The sequence below is a fragment of the Novosphingobium sp. PhB55 genome, assembly GCF_004368805.1.
In the GTDB taxonomy this organism is placed as follows: domain Bacteria; phylum Pseudomonadota; class Alphaproteobacteria; order Sphingomonadales; family Sphingomonadaceae; genus Novosphingobium.
In genome coordinates, this window is record NZ_SODQ01000007.1 from 314,940 (window position 1) to 340,570 (window position 25,631).

23 protein-coding genes and 1 tRNA gene are annotated in these 25,631 nt (G+C 64.5%); 12 read left to right on the plus strand and 12 right to left on the minus strand.

The genetic code is table 11. The features are described 5' to 3' along the window. The first annotated feature begins 15 nt into the window (after window positions 1-15). On the plus strand, window positions 16-1,320 hold the full coding sequence (locus EDF57_RS18960) for a cyclopropane-fatty-acyl-phospholipid synthase family protein (RefSeq protein WP_134095350.1): 1,305 nt from the start codon (window positions 16-18) through the stop codon (window positions 1,318-1,320). Window positions 1,321-1,328: 8 nt separating this feature from the next. On the opposite strand, the gene EDF57_RS18965 is transcribed toward EDF57_RS18960, so the two are convergent. The 3 genes from EDF57_RS18965 to purF all read right to left on the minus strand — a co-directional run bounded on the left by EDF57_RS18965 (window position 1,329) and on the right by purF (window position 3,936). Beyond that, complete coding sequence (locus EDF57_RS18965) at window positions 1,329-1,667, minus strand: PilZ domain-containing protein (RefSeq protein ID WP_132263750.1); 339 nt, start codon at window positions 1,665-1,667, stop codon at window positions 1,329-1,331. A gap of 92 nt (window positions 1,668-1,759) precedes the next feature. Further along, the gene (locus tag EDF57_RS18970; RefSeq protein ID WP_134095351.1) at window positions 1,760-2,491 is read right to left on the minus strand and encodes an SDR family NAD(P)-dependent oxidoreductase; all 732 of its coding nucleotides are present in this window, start codon (window positions 2,489-2,491) and stop codon (window positions 1,760-1,762) included. Then, the gene (gene purF, locus EDF57_RS18975) at window positions 2,488-3,936 is read right to left on the minus strand and encodes an amidophosphoribosyltransferase (protein ID WP_132263746.1); all 1,449 of its coding nucleotides are present in this window, start codon (window positions 3,934-3,936) and stop codon (window positions 2,488-2,490) included. Before purF ends, EDF57_RS18970 begins: the two co-directional genes overlap by 4 nt. 308 nt (window positions 3,937-4,244) lie before the next feature. On the opposite strand from purF, the gene EDF57_RS18980 reads away from it, so the two are divergent. The 4 genes from EDF57_RS18980 (at window position 4,245) to EDF57_RS18995 (ending at window position 7,027) form a co-directional block, all read left to right on the plus strand. Further along, window positions 4,245-5,486 (plus strand): lipoprotein-releasing ABC transporter permease subunit, encoded by a 1,242-nt coding sequence (locus EDF57_RS18980; protein ID WP_134095352.1) that lies wholly within the window; start codon window positions 4,245-4,247, stop codon window positions 5,484-5,486. Continuing rightward, a complete protein-coding gene (locus tag EDF57_RS18985) occupies window positions 5,479-6,177 on the plus strand; it encodes an ABC transporter ATP-binding protein (RefSeq protein WP_134095353.1) in 699 nt (232 codons plus the stop codon). The genes EDF57_RS18980 and EDF57_RS18985 overlap by 8 nt, the downstream gene beginning before the upstream one ends. 84 nt (window positions 6,178-6,261) lie before the next feature. Then, the gene (locus tag EDF57_RS18990; protein ID WP_132263740.1) at window positions 6,262-6,546 is read left to right on the plus strand and encodes a hypothetical protein; all 285 of its coding nucleotides are present in this window, start codon (window positions 6,262-6,264) and stop codon (window positions 6,544-6,546) included. Then, the gene (locus tag EDF57_RS18995) at window positions 6,530-7,027 is read left to right on the plus strand and encodes a glutathione peroxidase (RefSeq protein ID WP_134095354.1); all 498 of its coding nucleotides are present in this window, start codon (window positions 6,530-6,532) and stop codon (window positions 7,025-7,027) included. Before EDF57_RS18990 ends, EDF57_RS18995 begins: the two co-directional genes overlap by 17 nt. A gap of 34 nt (window positions 7,028-7,061) precedes the next feature. On the opposite strand, the gene EDF57_RS26235 is transcribed toward EDF57_RS18995, so the two are convergent. Continuing rightward, window positions 7,062-7,811, minus strand: coding sequence for an RcnB family protein (locus EDF57_RS26235; RefSeq protein ID WP_279587447.1), 750 nt, complete (start codon window positions 7,809-7,811; stop codon window positions 7,062-7,064). Window positions 7,812-8,120: 309 nt separating this feature from the next. Between EDF57_RS26235 and dnaE the strand changes: the two genes are divergently transcribed. Together dnaE and EDF57_RS19010 are read left to right on the plus strand one after the other, a co-directional pair. Continuing rightward, window positions 8,121-11,720: a DNA polymerase III subunit alpha gene (dnaE, locus tag EDF57_RS19005; protein ID WP_134095355.1), complete on the plus strand. Its 3,600-nt coding sequence runs from the start codon at window positions 8,121-8,123 to the stop codon at window positions 11,718-11,720. 134 nt (window positions 11,721-11,854) lie between these two features. Beyond that, window positions 11,855-13,489 carry a long-chain fatty acid--CoA ligase gene (locus EDF57_RS19010; protein WP_134095356.1) on the plus strand — a complete coding sequence of 545 codons (1,635 nt, stop codon included), beginning with the start codon at window positions 11,855-11,857 and terminating at the stop codon, window positions 13,487-13,489. A gap of 17 nt (window positions 13,490-13,506) precedes the next feature. On the opposite strand, the gene EDF57_RS19015 is transcribed toward EDF57_RS19010, so the two are convergent. The 3 genes from EDF57_RS19015 to EDF57_RS19025 all read right to left on the minus strand — a co-directional run bounded on the left by EDF57_RS19015 (window position 13,507) and on the right by EDF57_RS19025 (window position 15,517). Continuing rightward, complete coding sequence (locus EDF57_RS19015) at window positions 13,507-13,797, minus strand: hypothetical protein (RefSeq protein ID WP_132263733.1); 291 nt, start codon at window positions 13,795-13,797, stop codon at window positions 13,507-13,509. Between the two features lie 69 nt (window positions 13,798-13,866). Beyond that, entirely contained in the window at window positions 13,867-14,172 is a 306-nt protein-coding gene (locus EDF57_RS25585; RefSeq protein WP_166675307.1) for a hypothetical protein, read from the minus strand. 262 nt (window positions 14,173-14,434) lie between these two features. Beyond that, on the minus strand, window positions 14,435-15,517 hold the full coding sequence (locus EDF57_RS19025; RefSeq protein ID WP_134095358.1) for a PA0069 family radical SAM protein: 1,083 nt from the start codon (window positions 15,515-15,517) through the stop codon (window positions 14,435-14,437). A 104-nt stretch (window positions 15,518-15,621) separates the two neighbouring features. On the opposite strand from EDF57_RS19025, the gene EDF57_RS19030 reads away from it, so the two are divergent. Both EDF57_RS19030 and EDF57_RS19035 read left to right on the plus strand, forming a co-directional pair. Beyond that, complete coding sequence (locus EDF57_RS19030) at window positions 15,622-16,209, plus strand: TetR/AcrR family transcriptional regulator (RefSeq protein WP_134095359.1); 588 nt, start codon at window positions 15,622-15,624, stop codon at window positions 16,207-16,209. A 125-nt stretch (window positions 16,210-16,334) separates the two neighbouring features. After that, on the plus strand, window positions 16,335-17,180 hold the full coding sequence (locus EDF57_RS19035) for a TauD/TfdA family dioxygenase (protein WP_134095360.1): 846 nt from the start codon (window positions 16,335-16,337) through the stop codon (window positions 17,178-17,180). 118 nt (window positions 17,181-17,298) lie between these two features. Here the strand turns inward: EDF57_RS19035 and EDF57_RS19040 are convergent, their stop codons facing one another. The 3 genes from EDF57_RS19040 to EDF57_RS19050 form a co-directional block, all read right to left on the minus strand. Then, window positions 17,299-18,522 (minus strand): NADP-dependent isocitrate dehydrogenase, encoded by a 1,224-nt coding sequence (locus tag EDF57_RS19040; RefSeq protein ID WP_132263724.1) that lies wholly within the window; start codon window positions 18,520-18,522, stop codon window positions 17,299-17,301. A gap of 237 nt (window positions 18,523-18,759) precedes the next feature. Then, window positions 18,760-18,834: transfer RNA gene (locus EDF57_RS19045), tRNA-Val, on the minus strand. Window positions 18,835-18,970: 136 nt separating this feature from the next. Further along, window positions 18,971-19,345: a response regulator gene (locus tag EDF57_RS19050; RefSeq protein ID WP_134095451.1), complete on the minus strand. Its 375-nt coding sequence runs from the start codon at window positions 19,343-19,345 to the stop codon at window positions 18,971-18,973. Between the two features lie 177 nt (window positions 19,346-19,522). On the opposite strand from EDF57_RS19050, the gene EDF57_RS19055 reads away from it, so the two are divergent. After that, complete coding sequence (locus EDF57_RS19055; RefSeq protein WP_134095361.1) at window positions 19,523-20,473, plus strand: N-formylglutamate amidohydrolase; 951 nt, start codon at window positions 19,523-19,525, stop codon at window positions 20,471-20,473. Between the two features lie 343 nt (window positions 20,474-20,816). On the opposite strand, the gene EDF57_RS19060 is transcribed toward EDF57_RS19055, so the two are convergent. Then, a complete protein-coding gene (locus tag EDF57_RS19060; RefSeq protein WP_132263719.1) occupies window positions 20,817-21,587 on the minus strand; it encodes a SapC family protein in 771 nt (256 codons plus the stop codon). Between the two features lie 140 nt (window positions 21,588-21,727). Then, window positions 21,728-23,149, minus strand: coding sequence for an FAD-binding oxidoreductase (locus EDF57_RS19065; protein WP_134095362.1), 1,422 nt, complete (start codon window positions 23,147-23,149; stop codon window positions 21,728-21,730). A gap of 167 nt (window positions 23,150-23,316) precedes the next feature. On the opposite strand from EDF57_RS19065, the gene EDF57_RS19070 reads away from it, so the two are divergent. Both EDF57_RS19070 and EDF57_RS19075 read left to right on the plus strand, forming a co-directional pair. Next, window positions 23,317-23,925 carry a hypothetical protein gene (locus tag EDF57_RS19070; protein WP_132263716.1) on the plus strand — a complete coding sequence of 203 codons (609 nt, stop codon included), beginning with the start codon at window positions 23,317-23,319 and terminating at the stop codon, window positions 23,923-23,925. 247 nt (window positions 23,926-24,172) lie between these two features. After that, complete coding sequence (locus EDF57_RS19075; RefSeq protein ID WP_134095363.1) at window positions 24,173-25,609, plus strand: DEAD/DEAH box helicase; 1,437 nt, start codon at window positions 24,173-24,175, stop codon at window positions 25,607-25,609. Window positions 25,610-25,631: the final 22 nt, after the last annotated feature.

The window sequence follows — 25,631 nt, forward strand, 5'->3', positions numbered from 1 at the left end:
GATAATATCCCGGATATGAATGCACAGGCGCCAGGCAGGGGTGAGGAACTGGTCGACGGCGGCCGCTCCATTGGCGTCGGCCCGCAGTGGCTGGCAAAACTCTGGTCTGGCGGTGTGTCGAGGGTTCTCGACAAGATCGATCAGGGTCTCCAGCGCGGATCGATAGAGGCGACCCTTCCCGGCGGCGAGACTCGCCTTCTCGGCGGAAGGGCGCCGGGATTCGAAGCCGTGGTTCAGATCAATAGCTGGCGCGCGCTGCTGCGCCTCGCCACGGCAGGCTCGGTCGGCTGGTATCAGGCCTGGGACGAAGGGGAATGGGAAAGCCCCGATCCGGTGCCGATCTTCGCGCTGTTCATGGACAATGCCGCGGGCCTGGGAAATGTCGGCCGCGCGCGCGGACCCTGGCGGATCGCGGCCAAGGCCTTGCATTGGCTGAACCGCAATACGCGATCCGGCTCGCTGCGGAACATCCACGTCCACTACGACCTCGGCAACGACTTCTACGAGCAATGGCTGGGCGAGACGATGCTCTATTCCAGCGGGATCTATCCGCGCGCCGGGGGCGGCCCCAATGCGCTCAGCCAGTTCGTCACCGAGCTTGACCTCGCGCAGTCGAACAAGATCGGCGCCATCGCCCACCGGCTTGCCATTCCCGAGGACGGTCGTGTTCTGGAAATCGGCTGCGGCTGGGGCACGCTCTCCGCCTTCCTCGCTGAAACCGAGGGCGCGCATGTCGATGCCATCAGCCTTTCGGACGCGCAGCTCGCCTATGCGCGGGATCGCTGGACCGGGCGAGTGGAGGGCGCGGGCGGGCGCGTGGATTTCCTGAAGCAGGACTACCGCGATGTCGAAGGCGCCTATGACGCCATTGCCTCGGTTGAGATGGTGGAGGCGGTGGGGCGGCAGTTCTGGCCCGATTTCCTCGACTGTGTGGCGCGGAACCTCAAGCCCGGCGGCCGCGCTGCGATCCAGTACATCGCGATTCGCGACGACATCTTCGAATCCTATGCCCGCAGCGCGGACTTCATCCAGACTTTCATCTTCCCCGGCGGCATGTTGATTCACGAACCGGAATTCCGCCGCCTGGCCGAGGAGCGCGGACTTTCGTGGGAGGACCGGCAGGGATTCGGGCTGGATTATGCCCGGACGCTCCACGAATGGCGCCGGAACTTCGAGGCCGCCGTTGCGGAAGGGAGGCTCCCCGCCGGCTTCGACGAGCGTTTCGTGCGCTTATGGCGCTTCTACCTGATGTATTGCGAGGGCGGCTTCATGGGCGGCGGAATCGACGTCGCCCAAGTTACCTTGGTCAAGCCGGGCTGAAGAATCGCTCAGCTTCCCTGGCCGCGCCACCGCGCAAGCACGTTTTCCAGAATGATCGGGTTCAGCAGCTGCTCGAACGCGCAGCCGACCAGCCCGTCTTCCCACCAGATGACTCGCGCGGGCAGGGCTTCCATTCCGGGCAGCGTCAGCCAGCAGTACGTGCCGGGGTGAATGCGGCTGATTGCCGTGGCCGAGAAGCCGGAAAGCGAGAGATCGCGCACGGCCGTCTGGAAACCCTTGGTGCCCGATGCCCGGAAACCGGCCGGAATCGAGATTCGCAGGCGAATCGCGCTGCGGTCTTCCTGGGCAGCGAGTTCGTAGATGTCTTGCGGGGATTTTGTCGTCATTGTCCCGAGACCCGTACATTGGAGCGGCGTGCATGATACGTCGTCAATGGGAAGAAATCAGGAAAGAGTTACCACCGCATTAAATCATGTGGTTAAAAATCGGCGGGAATGGTCTCGCGGTGGCCGCTTTCGAAGGGTTCCGCCAGCAGCGAGACAAGCCTTTCGGCCACGGCTTCGGGCGGTTTCACCGATGCCGGCGCTTCGCCCGGATAGGCACGGGCACGCATCGCCGTGCGGGTGGCGCCGGGGTTGACGATGGCCACGCGCAGCTTCGCGATGTTGCGGCTTTCCTGCGCATAGCAATCCAGCAGAACCTCGAACGCGGCCTTGGTGGCGGCATAGGCGCCCCAGAACGCGCGGGGTGCGGTGGCGACGGTGGAGGTCATGCCGATCAGGCGCGCATCGTCGCTCTTGCGCAGCAGCGGATCGAAATTGGCGATCAGCGCCTGCGTGGCGAGGACATTCGTGGTGAGTGCCTTGTTGAAGGCGCGCTGGTCGATATCGGCCACGCTCGTCAGTTCCGGCAGGACCGCGGCATTGGCGACGAGAATGTCGAGCTTGCCCCAGCGCTGCGACACGGCGGTCGCCAGGCGGGCGATGCCGTCCGATTCGACGAGGTCGACCGGCGCGATCGTCGCCGCGCCGCCGGCCTGGTAGATCCGGTCCTCGATCGCTTCCAGTGCCTTGGTGTCGCGCCCCGTCAGCAGGACGTGTGCGCCCGCCGAAGCGAGTGCGAGCGCGGTGGCCGCACCGATCCCCCGGCTGGAGCCGGTGACGAGCGCGACCTGACCTTCGAACGGCTTGCCGCCAATACTTTCGCTCACGCTGCGTTGAGCTCCCCGGAGAAGCGCTCGGCGAAGTCCGTCAGCTTGGTGGGATATTCGCCCGAGAAGCAGGCATCGCAGAACTGCGGGCGCTTCTTGTTGCGCTTTTCCTCGCCGACCGCACGGTAGAGACCGTCGATCGAGACGAAGGCGAGGCTGTCAGCCTTGATGAAGTCCGCCATGGCCTGGATGTCCATGTTGGCGGCCAGCAGCTTCGAACGTTCCGGCGTGTCGACGCCGTAGAAGCACGAATGCTCGGTCGGCGGGCTGGCGATACGCATGTGCACTTCGGCAGCGCCCGCGTCGCGCATCATCTCGACGATCTTCATCGAGGTGGTGCCGCGCACGATCGAATCGTCGATCAGGATGATGCGCTTGCCTTCGACGATGGCGCGGTTGGCATTGTGCTTGCGCTTCACGTCCGCGTGGCGGGCCGCGTCACCCGGCTGGATGAAGGTACGGCCGACATAGTGCGAGCGGATGATGCCGAGCTCGAAGGGAATGCCCGATTGCTGGGCATAACCGATGGCGGCAGGCACGCCGCTGTCGGGAACCGGGATCACCACATCGGCGGCGGCCGGCGCTTCTTTGGCCAGTTCCATGCCGATTTGCTTGCGCACCTGGTAGACCGAGCGGCCGTCCATCACCGAATCGGGTCGGCTGAAGTAGACGTGCTCGAAAATGCAGGGGCGCGGGGCCGGATTGCCGAAGGGGCGGTGGCTGGAGATCGTGCCCTTGTGATCGACCTGGACCAGTTCGCCCGGCTCGATCGAGCGGATGAACTCGGCGCCGATCACGTCGAAGGCCACGGTTTCCGAGGCGAACACGGTGGCGTCACCGATGCGGCCCATGACCAGCGGGCGGATGCCCAACGGATCGCGGCAGGCGATCATGCCCTCTGCCGTCATGCAGATGAGCGAATAGGCGCCTTCCACCATGCGCAGCGCGTCTACGAACCGGTCGAGCAGCGTGGGATAGCGGCTGGTGGCGACGAGGTGGATGATCACCTCGGTGTCGGAGGTCGACTGGAAGATCGAGCCTTTCGACACGAGATCGCGCTTCAGCGTCATCGCGTTGGAAATGTTGCCGTTATGGGCGATCGCGAAACCGCCCGCGGCCAGATCGGCGAAGAGCGGCTGCACGTTGCGCAGCCCGGATCCGCCGGTCGTGGCATAGCGGACATGGCCGGAAGCCATGGTGCCGGGCAGGGTATCCAGCTCGCGCTGGGAGAACACCTGCGCCACGTGGCCGAGGCCGCGGTGGGAGTGGAACTCCTCGCCGCTGAAACTGGTAATGCCCACGGCCTCCTGGCCGCGGTGCTGCAAGGAGTGAAGCCCGGCCGCGGCGATGTTCGCCGCGTCCTTGGAGCCGATTACGCCGAAAACGCCGCACTCTTCGCGCAGCTTGTCCCCGTCGGCGTCTCGAAAGGGATGTGTCATGTTCATGGATGTCGTCCGGGCTGCTGGCGCGCCAAAATCGCCCGCGCATTTGGAGCGTGTTGCCCGTAAATGCAAGGGGGTCGAACGCCTCCGGTTCGGCAAGGGCGTCTGCGCCAGCTTCGTGACGGCATAATGACAGCCCCGATCCGCGGGAACCGGGGCCTCTCAGAAGCATTGTGATCGACCGTTGGGGCTCTCTGGACTTTTGCCTGTGCGTTCAGCACCGCGTCACCTCGGGCAGGCGATCAGCTTGCCAGTCTTCCTACTTCTGCTTAATGCCGGGCCATCTGCCCGATCACAGACGGACCCGTCGCTTGATCCTATCCCCTTTCGAATGGACCATCGCCAAGCGCTACATGCTGCCCGGAAAGGGCGAGCGCTTCATTGCCCTGGTTGCCGGCATCAGCCTGGTGGCCGTGATGCTGGGCGTCGCCGCGCTGGTCATCGTCATGAGCGTCATGAACGGCTTCCGCGCGGAACTGTTCGACAAGATCGTGGGGCTGAACGGCCATGCGATCATCCAGGCCTATGGCGGCCGGCTGGACGACTGGCAAAGCGTGCTGAAGGATGTCCGCGCGACTCCGGGCGTGGTCAAGGCCTCGCCGCTGATCGACCAGCCCTTGATGACCACCTTCAACGGCCGCGTGGAAGGCATCCTCGTGCGCGGCAACACCCAGGAGGATCTCGCGCGGCTCAAGGACAAGGTCCAGTCGGGCAACCTCGGCGAACTGGCGCCCGGCAGCGACAACGTGGCAATCGGCTCGCAGCTTGCGCAGAATCTCGGGGCGCAAGTGGGCGACACTATCACGGTGATCAATCCTTTGGGCCGCTCCACGCCGTTCGGCACGGTGCCGCGCCAGATCGCCTATCGCGTGGCGGCGATCTTCGAGATCGGCATCTACGATTACGACAAAGCCTATGTGGTCATGCCGATCAAGGATGCGCAGACGCTCATGCTGACGGGCGACACCATTGGCATGATTGAGGTGACCACCACCGATCCTGACCGGGTCGGCGAAATCCTTGCCCCGCTCGAACGCCAACTGAAGGGCCGGGCGATCGTAACCGACTGGAGGACTATTAACGCCTCCCTGTTCGAGGCGCTGGCGGTGGAGCGCGTGGCGATGTTCGTCGTGCTCTCGATCATCGTGCTGGTGGCCGTGTTCAACATCCTGTCGTCGTTGATCATGCTGGTGCGCGCCAAGACGCGCGACATCGCGATCCTGCGGACGATGGGAGCGACCCGGCGTTCGCTGCTCAAGGTTTTCGTGACGACCGGCTTCTGCATCGGCGTGCTGGGAACGCTGGCGGGCGTGCTGCTGGGCATCGTGTTCCTCTACTTCCGCCAACCGATCGTTCATTTCGTGGAGATCGTGACCGGCCAGAACCTCTGGGATCCCTCGATCCGGTTCCTGACCGAGCTGCCCTCGCGCCCGGACCCCGTGGAAATCGCGGTGATCTGCGTGATGGCCCTGATCTTCAGTTTTCTCGCCACGCTCTATCCCGCCTTCAAGGCGGCGAGCACCGATCCCGTGCAGGTGCTGCGCTATGAATGATACCGTCCATGCTTCCGCCAATGGAGCGGTCGTCCGCCTCGACAAGCTGACGCGCAGCTTCGAGCAGGGCGGCGTGACCATCGATGTCCTGCGCGGCGTTGACCTCGACGTTCGCCCCGGAGAGATCGTTGCCCTGCTCGGGCCTTCGGGTTCGGGCAAGTCGACCATGCTCCAGGCCATCGGCCTTCTCGAAGGCGGTTTCGGCGGGCGAATCGAGATCGCCGGCATCGATGCGTCGAAGCTCGGCAAGGACCGCCGCGCGGCGGTTCGGCGCGACCATATCGGCTTCGTCTACCAGTTCCACCACCTCCTGCCGGACTTCAACGCGATCGAGAACGTGGTCCTGCCGCAGCTCATCACCGGCAAGCCGCGCGAGGAGTGCGAGGAGCGCGCGCGCGAATTGCTGAGCGCGCTTGGGTTGGGGCAGCGCCTCGAACACCGGCCGAGCAAGCTCTCGGGCGGCGAGCAGCAGCGCGTCGCCGTGGCCCGTGCCCTGGCCAACAAGCCGCGCCTCGTGCTGGCCGACGAACCGACCGGCAATCTCGACGAGACCACCGCCGACACCGTGTTCGCGCAGTTCCTCGAACTGGTGCGCGGACAGGGCAGCGCGGCGCTTGTGGCTACCCACAACGAGCGGCTGGCTGCAGCCATGGACCGGGTGGTAAGACTCCACGAAGGGGTGCTGGCCTGACCCGGCCGGGATAAAGCTCAGGGAACATTGCGCGATTCCTGCGCGTTTCATGGGCCGAGGCAAGACGCGCGAAAGGAGCAACATATGAGCGACTTTCCCACCACCATCCAAGGCATTCCGGCTGGCGACAGCCCCGGATGGAACGACGGTGCGGAACTGCACAAGGCCACTGATGGCAGTGGTCTGTTCAACGTATTCAAGGCGATACGCCGAGATACGGTGGCCAATCTGATTCGCTACGTGATGCACCTCCCAGAGGCGGATCAGGTGAATTATTCCGTTCAGAAGGACGGTGACAGGCTGCTGGAAATCGGGGACATACGCCGTCTTTATCGAAGGACGGACTTCCCCCATGGCGTCACCAGCTGATCTCCGAACGATTGCGGATTTCGAAGTGGCCTTGCCCGGCGGTGAGACGGTAAGTCTCGCCGACAGGCTCGGCCAAGTGCTGCTTGTGGTCAACACGGCCAGCAAGTGCGGTTTCACGCCGCAATATGCCGGACTGGAAGCGCTCTGGCAGAAATATCGGGACCGCGGCTTCGAGGTCATCGCCTTTCCGTGCAATCAGTTCGGCGGGCAGGAACCGGGCTCGGCCGAGGACATCGCCTCGTTCTGCGAAGTGAACTTCGGCCTCTCGTTCCCGCTCATGGGCAAAGTGGACGTCAATGGAGACGATGCCGCGCCTATCTGGACATGGTTGAAGCGCGAAGCGCCGGGTCTGCTCGGCAGCAAGTCCGTGAAATGGAACTTCACCAAGTTCCTGATCGGCCGCGACGGCAAGGTCGTGCGTCGCTACGCTCCCACCGATAAGCCAGAGAGCCTGGAAAAGGACATCGAGGCGCTGCTCTGAGCGAGCAGCGCCTTCTTTCGTCCTGCCATCCGGCTCAATAGTAGAAGGCGTTGTAGATCACATCGACCACGCGGCGCGTGGTGCGGTTCACCAGCAGCAGGTCGGGGCCGTAGCGCACCCAGTAATAGCCCGGGGGCGGCGGGCCGACGCCGACCATCGAATAGTCCTGGAACAGATAGGCCGAGGACAGGAAGATGGCCGGCAGGACCATCCGCACCGTCCATCGCCGATAGCTGTAGCCCCGCGGATAGCGGTACGGCGGCGCGCGCATCGGGCGGAACGTGCTCGGCCTTCCTGCGCCTGGACGATGGGGCTGGGAGACGACGGGCGGACGCGGATAGCCCGGTTGGCCGGGGCGGTTGCCGCTGCCCGGCTGACCCGGGCGATAGCTGCTGCCCGGCTGGCCCGGGCGATAGTTGCCACCCGGCTGTCCCGGGCGATTGCCATTGCCGGGCTGGCCGGGGCGATGGTCTCCACCGGGTTGCCCCGGTCGATTGCCGCCGCCCGGTTGTCCCGGCCGATTGTCGTTGCCGCCACCGGGCCGACTCGGCTGCGTCTGGTTGCCGCCGGGGCGGGTAGGCTGCGGTTGAGGCTGCGGGCGGCTTCCTCCTGCGCCGGGCTGGCCGGGTCCAGAGGGGCGATTCGAACCACCCGACGGTGGCCGCGCGCCCTGGCCCTGCGATCCGCCGGGACGATTCTGCTGTGCCATGGCTGCGAACTCCAGAGGCAGCAGGCCTTCCGGTGCGAGCAGCAGGGGAACGAAAGCGAGATAGGCGAACTTCATTCACACGTCTCCAGAACAGCCGATCCGGCATAAGACGAAAACGCCGAAAACGGCGTGGGTTGTGCATGAATCAATGGTTCTTGAAGACACCGGGTCGGGACTTCCGGCAAGGACAGGAACGGGCCGAACATGACGCGATTCCGCCCGACTTTCAAGGCGCTCCGACAGCAGCAGGGCCTGTACCCGCTCGTCGGAATCCAGCCATCCGGCGCGAGACCGGACCGTTTCGGAGCCATCGCGATCCCTTTCCCCCGGCTTATCCCCAGACGCGCCTTGATCGGGGCATAGGGCAATGCCTAAATTCCCCGGATGGCCCATGCATCCTTCGTACCTCTGCGCATCTTCTCAAGTTTCACGATGCTGGACGGCGCGATCGATCCCAAGGCCGCGGCGAAGCTGGCCAAGGAACGCAAGTTTCCGGCCGCCGCCATCTGCGATCGTAACGGTCTCTACGGTGCCCCCACTTACGCGCAGGCCTGCAAGGGAGCCGGCGTCCAGCCCATCGTCGGCACCTTCCTCGCCGTCGCGCGGCCGGGGGTGGTGGCACAGGGGCAGGACCTGCCGATCGACTGGCTCGCGCTCTTCGCCCAGAGCGAGGCCGGCTGGCTGAACTTGTGCGATCTCGTCAGCCGCGCGCACCTGGAGCGTCCGCTGGAGCTCGACCCGCATGTCACGCTGGAATCGCTGCGCGGCCACACCGATGGCCTGATCTGTCTGACCGGAGGCAGCGAAGGCGCGCTGACCCGGCTCTATGCGGCGGGCAAGTTCGAAGCCGCGGAAAGCTATTGCGACAGCCTGCAAGCCCTGTTCGGCGACCGGCTCTATATCGAGATCACCCGCACCGGCGAGCAAGTCGAGGACGAGAGCGAGGAAGACCTGATCGCGCTGGCCTATGCGCGCGATATTCCCCTCGTCGGCACTAACCCCGCGCAATATGCCGAAGCGCAGTTCCACGCCGCGCACGATGCGATGCTCTGCATCGCCAATTCCACGCAAGTCGACGCGCCGGAGCGTCCCCGGTCCTCGTCCGAACGCTGGGTCAAGCCTGCGGAGACGATGCAGGAACTGTTCGCGGACCTGCCGGAGGCGCTGGCCAATACGCTCGTCGTCGCGCAGCGCTGCGCCTACATGCCGCCGCGCCGCAAGCCGCTGCTGCCCAGCCTTGCCGGCGACCTTGAGGGCGAGGCGCGGATGCTGGCGGACAATTCCCGCGCCGGCCTTGCCAGCCGTCTCGCGCCCTATTGGCCGGACGTTACCGAGGAAGAACTCGATGCCGCCATGGCCCTTCAGGGCGAAGAGCGCGAAGCTGCCTATCGCGAACTGGCCGAGCGCGGCGTCACCGAGGATTTCCTCGACTATGCCAAGCGCCTCGATTTCGAAGTGCAGATCATCGTCGGCATGGGCTTCCCCGGCTACTTCCTGATCGTTGCCGACTTCATCAAGTGGGCCAAGGACAACGACATTCCGGTGGGACCGGGCCGTGGTTCGGGCGCGGGCTCGCTGGTCGCCTGGGCGCTGACCGTCACTGACCTCGATCCCCTGAAGCTGGGCCTGCTGTTCGAACGCTTCCTGAACCCGGAACGCGTCTCGATGCCGGACTTCGACATCGACTTCTGCGAAACCCGCCGCGGCGAGGTGATCCGCTACGTCCAGCGCAAGTACGGGCACGATCACGTCGCCCAGATCATCACTTTCGGCAAGATGAAGGCCCGCGCCGTGCTGCGCGACTGCGGCCGTATCCTTCAGATGGGCTACGGCCGCGTCGACAGTCTCTGCAAGATGGTGCCGAACCATCCGACCGACCCGTGGACGCTCACCGATGCGCTGCATGGCCGCAAGCAGCATGGCGTCACCAAGGATCCGCCGGTCGCGGAATTCCGCCGCGAATACGATGTCGACCGCGAGGTGAAGCGCCTGGTCGACCTGGCGGTTCAGTTGGAGGGTCTGCCCCGCAACTCGTCGACTCACGCGGCGGGCGTCGTCATCGGCGACCGTCCGCTGGCGCAACTGGTGCCGCTCTACCGCGACCCGCGCTCGGACATGCCGGTGACGCAGTTCGACATGAAGTCGGTGGAGGATACTGGCCTCGTCAAGTTCGACTTCCTCGGCCTGAAGACGCTTTCAGTGCTGAAGAAGGCCTGCGACCTGCTGGAACGGCGCGGCATCACGATCAACCTCTCGACGCTCGCCTGGGACGATGCGGCCGTTTACGAACTGCTGAAGCGCGGCGACACCGTGGGCGTGTTCCAGCTGGAATCGGAAGGGATGCGCCGCACGCTGGCGGCCGTGAAGCCCACCAATTTCGGTGACATCATCGCGCTCGTCTCGCTCTACCGTCCCGGCCCGATGGACAACATTCCGCTGTTCGGCAGGCGCAAGAACGGGCTCGAATCGATCGAGTATCCGCACGACAAGCTGGCCGGTATCCTGGGCGAGACTTACGGGATCTTCGTCTATCAGGAACAGGTCATGCAGGCCGCGCAGATCCTGGCAGGTTATTCGCTCGGCGATGCCGACCTTCTGCGCCGCGCCATGGGCAAGAAAGTCCAGGCGGAGATGGACAAGCAGCGCCAGCGCTTCGTCGATGGCTGCAAGGAGGTTTCCGGGATCGAGGCGGGCAAGGCCAACGAACTGTTCGACTTGATCGACAAGTTTGCCGGCTACGGCTTCAACAAGTCGCACGCCGCCGCCTACGCGCTGCTCGCCTATCACACCGCCTGGTTCAAGGCGCATTACCCGCACGAATTCTACGCCGCCTCGATGTGCTTCGACATGCACCAGTCGGAAAAGCTCGCGATCTTCGTCGATGACGCCCGGCGCAACGGCATTCAGCTCGCAGCGCCCGACATCAACATGTCGGAAGCCGAATTCTGCGTGGAGGAAACGCCGGACAGCCACGCGGTGCGCTATGCCCTCGCGGGTATTCGCAATGTCGGCGAGAAGGCGATGGACGCCATCGTTGCCGAGCGCGAGGCGAACGGCAAGTTCGTCAGCCTCGACGACGTGTTCAGGCGGGCACCTGCCGGCTCGATGAATCGCCGCCAGCTCGAAAGCCTGGCCGCTGCCGGCGCTTTCGACGCCCTGGAGCCGAATCGCGCCAAAGTCCTGGCCAATGCCGATACCCTGCTGGCGGAAGCGGATCGCTCCTCGCGAGAGCGGAACAGCGCCCAGCATGGCCTGTTCGGCGGGGACGATCATGTCGAGCAGGGCTTGCGCTTCGTGGATGCGGACCCTTGGAACCGCATGGACCAGATGGCCAAGGAGCGGGAGACTTTCGGCTTCTACTTCGCCGCTCATCCGGTGGAGCAGTTCCGCGCCGTGGCCTCGGCCAACGGGGCGCGGACCTATTCCAGCCTCATGAACGGCGGCGGGGCAGGGCGCACGGATGCGGTCATGGCGGCCATGGTCGAGAACGTGCAGAAACGGAAGACGCGCCGTGGCAAGGACTTCGTCATGGCCGACTTCTCGGACCAGTCGGGCAATTTCTCTGCCTCCTGCTTCGAGGAAAGCCTGGTCGAGAACTTCGTCAGATGGTCGAAAGAGGGCGCATGCGTGCTGCTCAATGTCGAACTCGACAGCCCCAGCCCGGACGAACCGCCGCGTGTGACGGTGCGGGGCGCGCGGCCGCTCAACGAAGTGAAGGCGGGGGCCCGCATGCTGCTCACGCTCGACATAGACCGGGTGGAAGCCGTGCAGGAACTGGCGATGCTCATGCGGCCGGGAGCGCCGGGCTGCGGTGAAGTGGTGGCAGTGCTGGATCTGGGCGAGGGGCGCCGGCAGAAAGTCCGGCTGGGACGGGATTTCGCGCTCGACGGCGAATTCGCCGAGCACCTTGCCAGTGTGGCAGGGATCTCCAACGTGTCGCTGATCGCACGAAGGGGGCCGGAAGGCCTTCGCCGCGCGGCCTGACCGCATACCCCCTCGATCCGTCCGTCTGCCGCGCGGCCGGTCGCGGCAGCTTGCTATCAGGGGCAAACTGCACCTACCTTTTGCCTTGGCGGGCCTTCCTCCAGGGGGCAGCCGCAGGAAGAGGGGGGCACCTGATGCTTGGGGCGATGCAGGAATGGGACCTTCGCGTTACGGGGCTGCTCGATCACGCCGCGCGCGAGCACGGCACGCGCGAGATCGTCACGCACTGGGTCGACGGCAGCGAAACCCGAACGGACTGGGCCGGTATCAGGCACGATGCCCTGAAGATGGTGCAGGCGCTGCGGCGGCTGGACATCTATCCCGGAGACCGCGTGGCGACGCTGGCGATGAACCACGGGCGGCACCTTGCGGCCTGGTTCGGGGTGACCGGCGCGGGCTGTGTGCTCCATACCCTCAACCCTCGGCTTTTCGAGGAACAGCTCGCCTGGATCGTCAACGACGCATCCGACCGCGTCTTGATCTACGACGCGGCGTTCCAGTCCATCGTCGAACGCCTGCTGCCGCGGTGCCCCTCCATCGCCCATGCCATCTGCTTCGATTCGGCGGCATTCGGGCCCTGTTTCGATGACTGGATCGGGCTGGAGGACGGCCGGGCGCTCTGGACGCCGGGAGCCGAGCGCGATGCCTGCATGCTGTGCTATACCAGCGGCACGACCGGGCATCCCAAAGGGGTGCTCTATTCCCACCGCTCCAACGTGCTCCACACCCTGGCGATCATTGCACCGTCCTGCCTGGCCCTGGAGCCGCGATCCTGCGTCCTGCCGGTGGTGCCGATGTTTCATGCGAACGATTGGGGGCTGCCCTGGGCCTGTGCTGCGGTCGGCGCGAAGATGGTCTGGTGCCAGACCAGCGAGGCTGAGACGCTCTGCGACCTCCTGCGAAACGAAGCGGTCACCCATGTGGCCGGGGTACCGACGGTCTGGTTCTCGATGTTCGCGCACCTCGACAGCACGGGCAGGGACATGCCGCCTATCCGCCAGGCCCTTTCGGGCGGCGCCGCCGTACCACCGAGCGTGGTCGAGCGGCTGATGCGTGCCGGCGTGCGCGTGGTCCAGGCTTGGGGCATGACGGAAACCTCGCCGATCGCAACGGTCACTTACGAACCGGCCGGATGGGACGAGATGACCTTCGAGGAGCAGGTCCTGGTCAAGAGCTTCCAGGGCCGCCCGCTCTACGGCAGCGAAGTCCGCATCGTCCCTCTCGCCGGAGAGGAGGAGGCAGGCGGCGAGGCAGACGGCATCGAGGTAGGGGGCATCGGAGCGGAGGGCAGGGCATCGTCCGGCGCCCTGCAAGTGCGCGGTGCCTGGACCGTACGCCGCTATTTCGGTGCCGAGGAGGACTGCGTAGACAGCGATCAGTGGTTCGATACCGGCGACGTGGCCGCGATCCAGCCCGACGGCGCCTTGCGGATCACGGACCGCACCAAAGATCTCATAAAATCCGGCGGCGAGTGGATCAGTTCGGTCGAACTCGAAAATGCCGCCGTGGCGCATCCCGATGTCATGGAAGCGGCGGCCATCGGCATTTCGCATCCAAAATGGGACGAGCGGCCGCTGCTGGTCGTCATCCGCAGACCGGAAAGCGCGATCGACGAGCGTCAGCTATTGGCATTCCTGGCGGGCCGGGTGGCCAGGTGGTGGTTGCCGGACGCGATCGAATTCGTGTCCGACATACCCCACACCGGCAGCGGGAAGATCAGCAAGAAAGACCTGCGCGAACGCTTCCGGGGGTATCGCCTGCCGGATTGACCGTTCAGCAGGATCCCTCAGTTACCGTCGTTCTTCTGGACGTTGTCGGCAGCGTTCTCTGCCGCGTTGCCGACCTTGTTTGCGGCCGAGCCGACATTGTTGGCCGCTTCGGTGATGGCATCGTCCTTGGCGGTTTCGCTCTGCGTGCCCTTGCTGAAGAGGTAGATGCCGCCGACAACCGCGATTAGCAGGATCAGCGCCATCACGATGCCCGTCGCTCCTCCCGATGATCCGCGTTCGCGGATGATCGTCGTGGTGGTGGTCGGAGCTTCGGGCGCGCGTTCGGTCGTTACGGTTTCATCGGCCATGACAGCCTCCTGTCCATTTTTATCGTTGGGCAGGGAACGCGCGAGGATGGTTTTCGGTTGCGGAGCGCCTCAGACGGTCACGCGCACCTGGCTCGCTTCACCGACGCGGACATGGACCTGGTAATAGTACTTGCCGGAGGGCCTGCCGTCGGAGGAAAAGTTGATCCGCACCTGCTGGGCAACTCCGCGCACCACGATCCGGCGCTTCTGAAGCCGCTTGCGGACCTGGTCGAGATCGACCGTGCCGATGAAGGCCTGCATAGCCGCAGGCGTCATGGCCACGGTCAGGCAATTGCGGTCGCGGTAGTCGTCTTCGGAGTTGAGGTAGAACAGTCCGTTCTGCTGCCCGACTTCGACGACGGGCATTTCGAACATGCCGGCCACCCCGGCTTTTTCGCCGAGATAGGAGGCATACGTTACCGCCTCGATAGCGGAAAGGCATCCCCGGGCGCAGGAAAGTGCGCGGAAGGCCGTTGGTGCGGCTGCGGTGCGAGTTGTCTCGACAGGGGTGGCTGGGGCAGAGGAAGAGGCAGGCGGAGCGGCTGGGGTGGAAGCCGCCGGCGCGACGGTGGTGGCAAAAAGAGCGAGAGTTGCCAGCAACATGGAATCAGCCTCCACCTGTATTTCGAAACGAAGGCTATAGCAGCGAAAGTTGACCGTCCAGCGACGGCCGGCGGAAGGACGTGCTGTCCAGCAGGATCGCCGGTTTCGCGAATCCCATGCGGGTCATCGCCACCTTGAATCGCCTGCGGAACAGATCGGCCCAGACGCCGGTGGGGCGCATGCGGGTGAAGAAATCCGGATCGTTGTCGCGGCCGCCGCGCAGAGATTGGATCGTGGCCATGACTTTGCCCGCCCGATCCGGAAAATGCACATCCAGCCATTCGCGGAACAGGGGCGCCACTTCGTGGGGCAGGCGGACCATGATCCATGTCGCGCGGTCGATACCCTTATCCTTCGCGGCATGAAGTATGTCTTCGAGGAACTGATCGGTAATCGAGGGAATGACCGGCGCAATCGAAACGTGGGCGGGCACGCCCGCATCCGCCAGACGCCCCAGCGCGGCGATGCGCTTGGCAGGCGCAGCCGCTCGCGGTTCCAGCAGGCGCGAAAGCTTCGGATCCATGCTCGTCACCGATATGCCCACTTCCACCAGCTTCAGCCTGGCCAATTCCGCGATCAGGTCGAGATCCTGCAGAACCCGGTCCGATTTGGTGGTGATCGTTACCGGATGCCGCGTTTCCAGGCAGACTTCGAGCACACTGCGGGTGATCCGATAGCGGCTTTCGATCGGCTGGTAAGGGTCGGTATTGGTGCCCATGGCGATGGGAGCGGGGCGATAGCCAGGCTTCGCCAAAGTCTGGCGCAGCAACCGTGCCGCATCCGGCTTGGCGAAGAGCTTCGTTTCGAAATCGAGGCCGGGGGAAAGGTCGTGATAAGCGTGGGTCGGCCGCGCGAAGCAGTAGATGCAGCCATGCTCGCATCCCCGGTAAGCGTTGATCGAGCGGTCGAAAGGGATGTCCGGAGACTTGTTGAACGACAGGATCGAGCGAGGATGCTCCTCGGTAACTGTCGTGGCCGGGTGCCGCGCCGGACCGTCGATCTCTTCCGCGGCATCCATCCAGTCTCCGTCGCTCTCCCGCTGCGGCAGGTTGAAACGCCGGCTGGCCTGGCCGCTGACGGCACCTCTTCCTTTTTGGATTGGCCCAGGAACTCGCATGTGATTCGTATGAACAAAAAGAGAACAAAATGCAACCCGAAGCCGTTCGGTTGATATTGCTCCGGCCAGCCCCTAGGCAGGCCCGACAAGCAAAGGGAAATCCGATGGCAGGCGCAGCGCGCAGGATAGGGGCCGAGACATCCGCGACGCGAGCGCGCATCGTCACGGCGACCGTGGAATTGATCCGGGACGAAGGCTATGCCGCCGCCAGCACGCGGCGCGTGGCCGCGCGCGCAGGGCTCAAGCCGTCGCTGGTGCATTATTATTTCCCCACCACGGACGATCTGCTTCTGGAAGTGTGCCGCCAGGGCGCGGCGGACAGCGACCAGATGATCGAGGAAGCCCTGGCCTCCGCCGATCCCGTTCGGGCGCTCTGGGGGTTCTTCGTGGATACCAGCCGGACGGCCATGTCCGTCGAATTCATGGCCCTGGCCAACCATCGTCCGGCCGTGCGCGAAAAGATGGCCGAGCACAGCATCGCCATGCGCCGCCGCCAGGTCGAGATCCTGGAGCGCCTGCTGGGCGATCGGCTGAAGGCCGTGGAGGGTTTCGACCCGGCCGGGCTCACCGTGATCCTTGCCGGTATCGGCCGTTGCATCGTGATGGAGGAAGGGCTGGGCGCCGAGATGGGCCACGAACAGGCGCGCCGCATCGTCGAATCCTGGCTTGACCGCCTGCAGGGCGCGGGCTGACTTTCGCAAGGGCGATCCATCGCCGCTACGCGCTCGCGCCGATTTGAACAGGCGTTCAGGCCGTGATATTGGAACTCTCGTGAGCCGCTGATTCAGCGGGCCCAATATGACGGGAGAATTCCAGGATGTCGGTCGAGACCCAGACCAGGCTGAAGGCCGAAGAGATCAAGCCGAAGATCGGTAGCCGCGTGCTCAACAGCAGGGAAGACCTGCTCGCCGGAACGGTGGCCACCGAAATCCGCGAGCTGCTGGAAGCGCGCGGCGTGCTCGTGTTCCCGCAAGTGAATTTCACCGACGAGGAACAGGTCGCCTTCACCAAGACGCTCGGCACGTTCGCGCCCGAGCGGAAGGGCGGCGAGGAGGTGATTTCGAAGATCACCCTCGACGCCAAGGAAAACCCGATGAGCGCCGAGTACCTCAAGGGCTCGCTTTATTGGCACATCGACGGCACCCGCAACGATGTGCCCATCCTGGCCTCGCTGCTGTCTTGCCGCGTGCCCAGCCCCCGCGGCACGGGCAACACCGGCTTCGCGAACACTTACGCCGCTTTCGAGGAACTGCCGGCGGACAAGCAGGCCGAATACGAGCAGTACCGCATGATCCACGGCCCCTGGGCCAGCCTCTTCTATTACGAGCCCGAGCCTAGCCTCGCCAAGTTGCAGGGCTATGCGCAGATCGGTGAGCAGGAACTGCCGCTCGTCTGGAAGCACAAGTCTGGCCGCAAGAGCCTGGTGATCGGCTGCACTTCGGCGCAAGTGGTGGGCAAGTCCGCGCTGGAGAGCGCGATGATCATCCATGGTCTGCGCGAATGGGCGACGGGGCCGGAGTTCACTTATAGCCACGAGTGGGAAGTGGGCGATCTCGTCATGTGGGACAACACCGGCACCATGCACCGGGCCGAGGCCTATGACCCCACTTGCGGCCGCATGATGCATCGCACCAAGCTCGAAGGCGAAGAACCCTTCGAATAAGCGACAGCCCGCAAGGCGGCGTCGCCGCTCGAAGGGACAAGAAAAAACCCTCCACCTGCGAAGGCGGAGGGTTTTTTGTACCCCAGGTCCGAAGACCCGGGGCTTGGATGCGAAAGGCTCAGGCCCAGGCAGCCATCTTGGTTTCGAGGTTCTGCACGATGGCCTCGAAGAACTGCTCGGTGGTCATCCAGTTCTGGTCCGGACCGATCAGCAGCGCGAGGTCCTTGGTCATCTTGCCGCTTTCGACGGTTTCGATGCAGACCTGTTCCAGCGTCTCGGCGAACTTCACGACTTCCGGGGTCTCGTCGAACTTGCCGCGATAGGCGATGCCGCGCGTCCAGGCGAAGATCGAGGCGATCGGGTTGGTCGAGGTGGCCTTGCCCTGCTGGTGCTGGCGGTAGTGACGGGTCACGGTGCCGTGGGCGGCTTCCGCTTCCACGGTCTTGCCGTCGGGCGAGAGGAGGACCGAGGTCATCAGGCCGAGCGAGCCGAAGCCCTGTGCAACGGTGTCCGACTGGACGTCGCCGTCGTAGTTCTTGCAGGCCCAGACGAACTTGCCCGACCACTTGAGCGCCGAGGCGACCATGTCGTCGATCAGGCGGTGCTCGTAGGTGATGCCGGCGTCCTTGAACTTGGCGGCAAAGCCTTCGTTGTCGAAGACTTCCTGGAACAGGTCCTTGAAGCGGCCGTCATAGGCCTTGAGGATCGTGTTCTTGGTCGAGAGGTAGACCGGCCAGCCCAGGTTGAGGCCGTAGTTGAACGAGGCGCGTGCGAAGTCGCGGATCGATTCGTCGAGGTTGTACATCGCCATGGCGACACCCGGAGCCGGGAAATCGAACACGTCGAGGTCGATCTTCTCGCCGTTTTCGCCGTCCCACACGAGGCGCAGCTTGCCGGCGCCCGGGATCAGGGTGTCGGTGGCCTTGTACTGGTCGCCGAAAGCGTGACGGCCGACGACGATCGGGTCGGTCCAGCCCGGAACCAGGCGGGGCACGTTCGAGATCACGATCGGTTCGCGGAAGACGACGCCGCCCAGGATGTTGCGGATCGTGCCGTTGGGCGACTTCCACATCTTCTTGAGGCTGAATTCGGTGACGCGGGCTTCATCGGGGGTGATGGTCGCGCACTTCACGGCAACGCCATGTTCCTTGGTGGCGTTCGCGGCGTCGACGGTGATCTGGTCGTCGGTCTCGTCGCGCTTTTCGACCGAGAGGTCGTAGTACTTGAGGTCGACGTCGAGGTAGGGGAGGATCAGTCGTTCACGGATCCATTCCCAAATGATCCGCGTCATTTCATCGCCGTCCATCTCGACGATGGGATTCTTGACCTTGATTTTTGCCATTCCGGAAAACTCCCCTGGAGGTGAGAAATTGGGGGTCTCTTAGGCAGGCGGGGCACGGCTGGCAAGGCGCTGTCGGGCAGGGCACCCGCTTTGCGCGGGGGCGGAGTTGCGTGCCGCGCATTACGCGCTGGCGATCGTCCGGGGCGAACCGGACTGGCCGCTGCCGCGGTAATCCGCGTTCCGTCAAATTGTAGAGATTTGGGGAAGGTCGGCCCTAGTTCTGGCCGACTGTCCGAATGGTGGGCGTAGCAAGGATTGAACTTGCGACCCCTACGATGTCAACATAGTGCTCTACCACTGAGCTATACGCCCACACCATTCGGTCGGTCCGTTGCGGCATTGTGTGCCGCTCGGTGGAGTGGCCCTCTAACGGTGGTCCCGAGGGTTGGCAACCGGTTTTTTCAAAAAACTTCTTTGGGCCTGTCGATAGCCCTGTGGATAGTTTCGATCAGAGCCGCGCGTGCTCCGAAAGGCCGAATACGCGCTGAACTTCCATAACGATATCACGCAGATGGAAAGGCTTGGACAGGACCTTGGCGTGCGGCGCCTCACGGCTGGCGCGCAGGGACACGGCGGCGAAGCCGGTGATGAACATCACCTTGGTCATCGGAGAAACTTCGGCGCAACGCTGCGCCAGTTCGATTCCGTCCATTTCGGGCATGACGATGTCCGAAAGCAGAAGGTCGAAGTGTTCTCTTTCCAAATAAGGCAGGGCCTCGGTGCCGCGATCGACGGCCAGCACATCATAACCGGCGTTTTCCAGCGCGCGGGCAAGATAAGTGCGCATGGCCTGGTCGTCTTCGGCAAGCAGGATGCGGATCATCGCGTTTTCATATCCAGATTCGGGGCCAAACCACGGCCAGATTCGTCGGGTGGCGCGTCGCACGCTCTTATGCTCCAAGCCATAACCCCTGTCTGGTTAAAATTCTCGCTAGGATTACGAAGTGATCGGGATCGGGACGCTTTGACAGCGGGACTGGAAAGGGCCAGCGTAGTGGGCATGATCGATCCATTGGGCGCGAATGATTCGCAACAAGGTGCCGGAGGCCGCATTCCCGGCGCTCCCGGCATTCCCGCTTTCGTCCTATCGGCGCCCGAACCTTCGGCCATTCCCGTCCTGATCGCGGCGCCTCATGCGGGGCGGGCCTATCCTTCGTCGCTTCTCAAGGACATGCGGCAGCCGGAAACCGTCTCGATCAGGCTGGAGGATCGCCTTGTCGACCGCATCGCCAAGGGCGTGGCGCGGGCGACGGGTGCTTCGCTGCTGTTCGCGCAGGCGCCGCGCGCGATGATCGATCTCAACCGCGCACCCGACGATGTCGACTGGGACATGTTTTCGCGCGCGTCGCGCCCTGCTGGGCATCGCGGATTGCCGAGTCGGCGGGTGCGAAGCGGACTGGGGCTGATACCCCGCCGTCTTCCCGGTGTCGGAGAGATCTGGCGCGGCCGCCTCGAGGAGAGCGATCTCAGGGCTCGGATCGACGGGGTGCATGAACCTTACCATGCGGCCCTGGCGAGCGCCCTGAGCGGCCTGCGTGAGCGCTGGGGGGCGGCGTTGCTGCTCGACCTCCATTCCATGCCCCCGCTGGCGGCGCGGCTTGGCTCCGAGCCGGTGCGTTTCGTGGTGGGGGACAAGTTTGGTGCCAGTTGCCACGGCAGCCTCGTGGGAGCCTGTTTCTCGCACTTTGCGCATCATGGGTGGGAGGCGTCGCACAATCGTCCCTACGCGGGCGGATATGTGCTGGAGCGACATGGGCGGCCTGCCGAGGCGATCCATGCCATGCAGCTGGAGATCGACCGTAGCTGCTACCTCGATTCGCGTCTGCTGGAGCCGGGTCCGGGCATGGAGGCGATGATAGAACTGCTGTCAGCGCTGGTACGCCAACTGGCTGCGACCGTCTGCGAGCTGGCGCAGGATTCGGGCAGGGGTATGGCGCAGGCAGCCGAATAGCCTAAACGACGCCCGAAACCGCATATATCTGGGATCTGGAAAATGCCCGCAGGCGATGCGGTCTTCAGAACCGCTTGAGCCCATAAAAAACCACCTCGCGCAATGCGCGAGGTGGCCAAGGTTCAGGGAGGAGGTGCACGATGTGCACCAGCCTGACCGGGCCATGAGGGTAGCGCCGATCAGGTAAGCCTAACATAGCAAGCCTGATCGCACATTCAACCCCTAGAATGGGGTACGCAACATATGTTTTGCAAGAGCGCGTTTGGATAGCGTCGCATAATGGAGCGGAGGTGTGACAAATTTGTCATAAACCTCCGCTCCGAGCGGGTTTAGCCGCTGGTTCTCAGGCGCTCGGCAGGATCTGCGGGCCCTTGCCCTGCGAAACCTGGCGGCCGAAGATCTCGCGTACGAGGTCGAGTGAGAAGAGGTGGGCGTAGATCAGCGGCAGCATGCCGTTCTGGTTCCACTGGCGCAGAACGTCACCGCGCATTTCGCGCAGCTTGTTCTCGTCGACCATCTGGAAGCCGCGATACGTGAAGGGCTGGCCGGTGCCGATATCGATGTTCAGCTCGCCGTCCATCAACAGGTTGTGCTTGGCCAGTTCCGCCATGAAGTTGGCGGTCTTAGTGCCGGCGATCTCGAAGTTCTCGCAGAACTTGAGCATGTTGGTGGTGGCTTCGGTCGGCTCGGTGCCGTTGAACAGGGCTTCGCCCTCGTCGCCTTCACCCACCAGGTCGCTGGTCGGGTCGATGCAGAGCGACAGTTCCTCGGCGTCGGGACGCAGGCGTGCCAGCATGAAGGGATAGCGGCGCGCGTAGGCCGGGATGTAGACCGGGGTGTTCACGGTGCCGTCTTCGTCGACGTAGACGTTCACGCCTTCGTTCATGCCCATCAGCACCAGCGGGACCGGATTTTCGCCTGCCGTGAAGATGATCGGGAAGTTGCGCTGCGCCTGCGGGAATTCCTCGACGGTCAGCGGAATCGAATTCACGCCGACGAGCCAGGTCGCCTTGTCGGTCGAGCGGGTCTTCCAGGTGGTGTGCTGCTGCGAATTGAGCGGCACGAGGTCCTTGTAGAACAGGGGCAGGGCAGGATTCTGCGGCGCGGTGGCCATTGCGATACTCTCCGCAAGACAGGGAAATTTTGAAGGCGTCGCTTTAGGGGCTGCGCGGGGCGGGCGCAAGCGCCGGCCCCGCCGGAACGGGGATATTGCGCGAGTCGGCTTTCGGCGGCGTGTTCGGCGATATTATCCTGTCAGATCAGCTTGCCGGGATTGAGCAGCCCTTGCGGGTCGAGTGCCTGCTTCACCGCGCGCAGGATGGACAGGGCCACCGGATCGCCAAGGCGCGCCAGTTCGTCGCGCTTGAGCTGGCCGATCCCGTGCTCGGCCGAGATCGAGCCGCCCCATTCGGTGACGAGGTCGTGGACGTAGCGGCTGATCGCCTTGCCCTCGCCGGCCTGCCAGGCGGGGCCTTCGGTCACGCTGGGGGCGATGACGTGGTAATGCACGTTGCCGTCTCCGAGATGTCCAAAAGCGATGGCTTCGGTGCCGGGCCATTTCGCCTCGATCATCGGGATGGTCGTTTCCACGAAGTCGGGCATCTTCTCGACCGGCACCGAAATGTCGTGCTGGACCGCCGGACCGCGGGCCCGCTCGGCGGGCGAGATCGATTCGCGCAGGAGCCACATGGCCTCGGCCTGGGCTTCGCTGGCGGACATGGCGGCGTCCTCCACCAGTTCGGCCTCGAAGGCATCGGCCATCATCGCCTCGCAGCGGTCCCGCAGGGTCGCGGCTGCCGAACGGTCCGCCACCACTTCGATCAGGACGTGCCAGGCATGCGCGTCTGCAAGCGGCGCGCGCGCATCGGGCAAGTGGTCGAGGACGGCTTCGAGGCAGGCCTGCGGCAGCACTTCGAAGCCTTCGAGCGCCTCTCCGGCCGCCGCCTCGCAGTGGAGCAGGAGCTTTCGCGCTGCGCCCAGCGAGGGAACACCTGCCCAGATGACCACGCGTTCGGCGACGGCCGGGAGCAGGGCGAGCGTCGCGGCGGTGACCACGCCCATCGTCCCTTCGGACCCGATCAGCAATTGCTTGAGGTCGAAACCGCGGTTGTCCTTCTTGAGCGGTGTCAGCATCGAAAAGATCCGGCCATCGGCCATGACGGCTTCCAACCCCAGCACCAAGGCCCGCATCGAACCATGGCGCAGCACCTGGGTGCCGCCGGCATTGGTCGAGATCAGGCCGCCGACCGTAGCGGAGCCCTTGCCGCCGAGCGAGAGAGGAAAGCGCAAGTCCTGCGCTTCGGCGGCTTCGTGAAGCGTCTGGAGAACGACCCCCGCCTCGCAGGTCACTTGCCGGGCTTCGGCGTCGAGCGCGCGAATCGCATTCATCCGGCGCAGCGACAGAAGCAGCGCCGAACCGGTAGCGTCCGGGGTCGCGCCACCGGACATACCGCTGTTGCCGCCCTGCGGTACGATCGGCACGCCGTGCTTCGAGCAGAGCCGCAGAAGCGCGGAGACTTCCTCGGCATCGGCCGGTGAGGCGAGCGCCACGGCCGCGCCGGTGTAACGGCCGCGCCAGTCGGTCAGCCAGGGCGTGACGAGTTCCGCATCGGTGGTGAATCCACGCGGACCGAGCAGGTCGGCGGCTTCGGCGAGAAAGCTGTCGGTATGGGTCATGGGGGCGATATGGCACAGGCGCGAACAGGTTTCACCAGCACTCTTCGCAAGATAGGCAGCACTCTTCGCGGGATAGGAAGGCGGTTGGCGTTGCGCCAAGTTAAGCGCTGGTTCAAGCTCCTGCGCTATGGCGACGGTTAAAGCGCGCCCGGGGACCGTTCCTTTTCATGAATCTCGCTTCCGTCCTGCTCTATCCGTTTGCGCTGCTGCTTCCCGCAGTCGGCCTGGGCGGAGGTGGGCGCGCGAAGCACGAAGATCGTCCGGAAACGCCCGCTGCCACGGCCGCGCCGGCTGAGCAGGGCTACGTCTGGCCGGAAGAACTGCCCGATTCGCCCAGCGCCTGGCGCTTCGCCGCCGAGGCTTTCGAGCATGTCGAGCCGGACAGTGCCTGGCAGGTGCGAATCGAGCAGCGCATGACCATCCGAATCAGCCCGCGCGCGCAGATGCCCGCTCCGCCGGAAATGCTTATGGGCATGCCGGGGCGCGAGGACGATCGGCCGCGTTATTCGGAACGCAAGATCGGCAAGTGCCTGCCGATGTCCGGGATCGCGGGGGTCCAGCCCGATGGTCAGAGCCGCCTGCTGCTGTTCATGCGCGATCGCCGCGTGGTCGGCGCGGACCTGGAGCGCGGGTGCCGGGCAGGCGCATTCTACTCGGGTTTCCTGCTTTCCCGCACGTCCGACGGCCAGCTTTGCATCGATCGGGACGAGTTGCTTTCGCGCAGCGGCACGACCTGCAAGCTGTCGCGCATCCGTCAGCTGGTGGTGGCGCGATAGGCTGTCACGGAACACGCGCGGGGCGGCAGATGCGTTTCGCGCGGCTTTTGCGAAGGCGAATCTTGCGGCCTGAAGCGGGCAGGGCGTGGATTTCCTTGACTTCTGCGGTATTTCCCGCCTAGGCGGCGCGCAGGTGTACGATTGGCATGCGCGTGAATCATATGATTCGGGTCTCGCTGCCGCGCCGCGACATAATCGAAGTACCCTGCATTCTCGCAAGACTCCTGCCTATGAGACCTGTCTGTCTATGAACTTTGCCGATCTCGGCCTGTCTGACGAACTGCTGCAAGCGGTTGAAACCGCTGGCTATAGCGAGCCGACTCCCATTCAGGCGCAAGCCATCCCGCCGGTCCTGATGATGAAGGACCTTATCGGCATCGCCCAGACCGGGACCGGCAAGACGGCCAGCTTCGTGCTGCCGATGATCGACATTCTCGCGCATGGCCGACGCCGCGCGCTGATGCCGCGCTCGCTGATTCTCGAGCCGACGCGCGAGCTCGCGGCCCAGGTTGCCGAAAACTTCGAGAAGTACGGCAAGAACCACGATCTCAAGATGGCCCTGCTGATCGGCGGCGTGCAGATGGGTGATCAGCTCAAGGCGCTGTCAAGCGGCGTCGACGTGCTGATCGCGACTCCGGGCCGCCTGATGGACCTGTTCGAGCGCGGCAAGATCATGCTCACGGGTTGCGAACTGCTCGTCATCGACGAGGCGGACCGCATGCTCGACATGGGCTTCATCCCCGACATCGAGACGATCTGCTCCAAGCTGCCCACCACCCGGCAAACGCTGCTGTTCTCGGCAACGATGCCGCCGGTGATCAAGAAGCTGGCAGACCGCTTCCTGACCAACCCGAAATATATCGAAGTCGCCCGCCCGGCGACGGCAAACACCAATATCGTCCAGCACAAGGTGGCGGTGCAGTCGCGCAAGAAGCGCGAAGTGCTGCGCGACCTGCTGCGCACTGACAACGTCTCCACCGCGATCGTCTTCGCCAACCGCAAGACTACCGTTCGCGAACTGGCCAAGAGCCTCAAACAGCACGGTTTTGCGGCCGGCGAGATCCATGGCGACATGGACCAGCCCGCCCGTCTGGCAGAGCTGCAGCGGTTCAAGGATGGTGCGGTGAACATCCTCGTCGCGTCCGACGTCGCTGCCCGCGGCCTGGACGTGAAGGGCGTAAGCCACGTCTTCAACTTCGATACGCCCTGGCACCCGGACGACTATGTGCACCGCATCGGCCGCACGGGCCGTGGCGGCGCATCGGGCCGTGCTTTCACGTTCGTGACCCCGGAAGATGCCGAGGCGATCGACAATGTCGAAAAGCTCACTGGCGGGAAGATCCCGGTCTATCAGATGGCGGCCGAGGAGGCCCCTGAGGCTCCGACCCGTGAAGAGAAGCCCCGCCGTGAAAAGCGTGAGCGGTCTTCGGCCCGCGAAGAGCGCCCGGTCCGTGAGGAGCGCCCGGTGCGCGAAGAGCGAGTCGCTAGTGAAGAGCGCGCGCCGGTTCGCGAAGAGCGCCCGGCCCGCGAAGAGCGTGCGCCGCGCCGCGAAAGCCGCGGGGAAGAGCAGCGCCGCGAGCGCCGTTCGGATGGCAACCGGTCGCGCCGCCGCGATCAGGAGCCGGCTGACGACGGCTGGAACGGCCCGATCCCGGAATTCCTCCACGTTTCGGCGCTCGCCTGAGCGCACGATCGGGAAAATGCCC

Coding starts and splice junctions, on each gene's coding strand:
- EDF57_RS18960 (WP_134095350.1), top strand. CDS start 16: ATGAATGCACAGGCGCCAGGCAGGGGTGAGGAACTGGTCGACGGCGGC.
- EDF57_RS18965 (WP_132263750.1), bottom strand. CDS start 1,667: ATGACGACAAAATCCCCGCAAGACATCTACGAACTCGCTGCCCAGGAA.
- purF (WP_132263746.1), bottom strand. CDS start 3,936: ATGAACATGACACATCCCTTTCGAGACGCCGACGGGGACAAGCTGCGC.
- EDF57_RS18985 (WP_134095353.1), top strand. CDS start 5,479: ATGAATGATACCGTCCATGCTTCCGCCAATGGAGCGGTCGTCCGCCTC.
- EDF57_RS18990 (WP_132263740.1), top strand. CDS start 6,262: ATGAGCGACTTTCCCACCACCATCCAAGGCATTCCGGCTGGCGACAGC.
- EDF57_RS18995 (WP_134095354.1), top strand. CDS start 6,530: ATGGCGTCACCAGCTGATCTCCGAACGATTGCGGATTTCGAAGTGGCC.
- EDF57_RS26235 (WP_279587447.1), bottom strand. CDS start 7,811: ATGAAGTTCGCCTATCTCGCTTTCGTTCCCCTGCTGCTCGCACCGGAA.
- dnaE (WP_134095355.1), top strand. CDS start 8,121: ATGGCCCATGCATCCTTCGTACCTCTGCGCATCTTCTCAAGTTTCACG.
- EDF57_RS19010 (WP_134095356.1), top strand. CDS start 11,855: ATGCTTGGGGCGATGCAGGAATGGGACCTTCGCGTTACGGGGCTGCTC.
- EDF57_RS19015 (WP_132263733.1), bottom strand. CDS start 13,797: ATGGCCGATGAAACCGTAACGACCGAACGCGCGCCCGAAGCTCCGACC.
- EDF57_RS25585 (WP_166675307.1), bottom strand. CDS start 14,172: ATGTTCGAAATGCCCGTCGTCGAAGTCGGGCAGCAGAACGGACTGTTC.
- EDF57_RS19025 (WP_134095358.1), bottom strand. CDS start 15,517: ATGCGAGTTCCTGGGCCAATCCAAAAAGGAAGAGGTGCCGTCAGCGGC.
- EDF57_RS19030 (WP_134095359.1), top strand. CDS start 15,622: ATGGCAGGCGCAGCGCGCAGGATAGGGGCCGAGACATCCGCGACGCGA.
- EDF57_RS19035 (WP_134095360.1), top strand. CDS start 16,335: ATGTCGGTCGAGACCCAGACCAGGCTGAAGGCCGAAGAGATCAAGCCG.
- EDF57_RS19040 (WP_132263724.1), bottom strand. CDS start 18,522: ATGGCAAAAATCAAGGTCAAGAATCCCATCGTCGAGATGGACGGCGAT.
- EDF57_RS19050 (WP_134095451.1), bottom strand. CDS start 19,345: ATGATCCGCATCCTGCTTGCCGAAGACGACCAGGCCATGCGCACTTAT.
- EDF57_RS19055 (WP_134095361.1), top strand. CDS start 19,523: ATGATCGATCCATTGGGCGCGAATGATTCGCAACAAGGTGCCGGAGGC.
- EDF57_RS19060 (WP_132263719.1), bottom strand. CDS start 21,587: ATGGCCACCGCGCCGCAGAATCCTGCCCTGCCCCTGTTCTACAAGGAC.
- EDF57_RS19065 (WP_134095362.1), bottom strand. CDS start 23,149: ATGACCCATACCGACAGCTTTCTCGCCGAAGCCGCCGACCTGCTCGGT.
- EDF57_RS19070 (WP_132263716.1), top strand. CDS start 23,317: ATGAATCTCGCTTCCGTCCTGCTCTATCCGTTTGCGCTGCTGCTTCCC.
- EDF57_RS19075 (WP_134095363.1), top strand. CDS start 24,173: ATGAACTTTGCCGATCTCGGCCTGTCTGACGAACTGCTGCAAGCGGTT.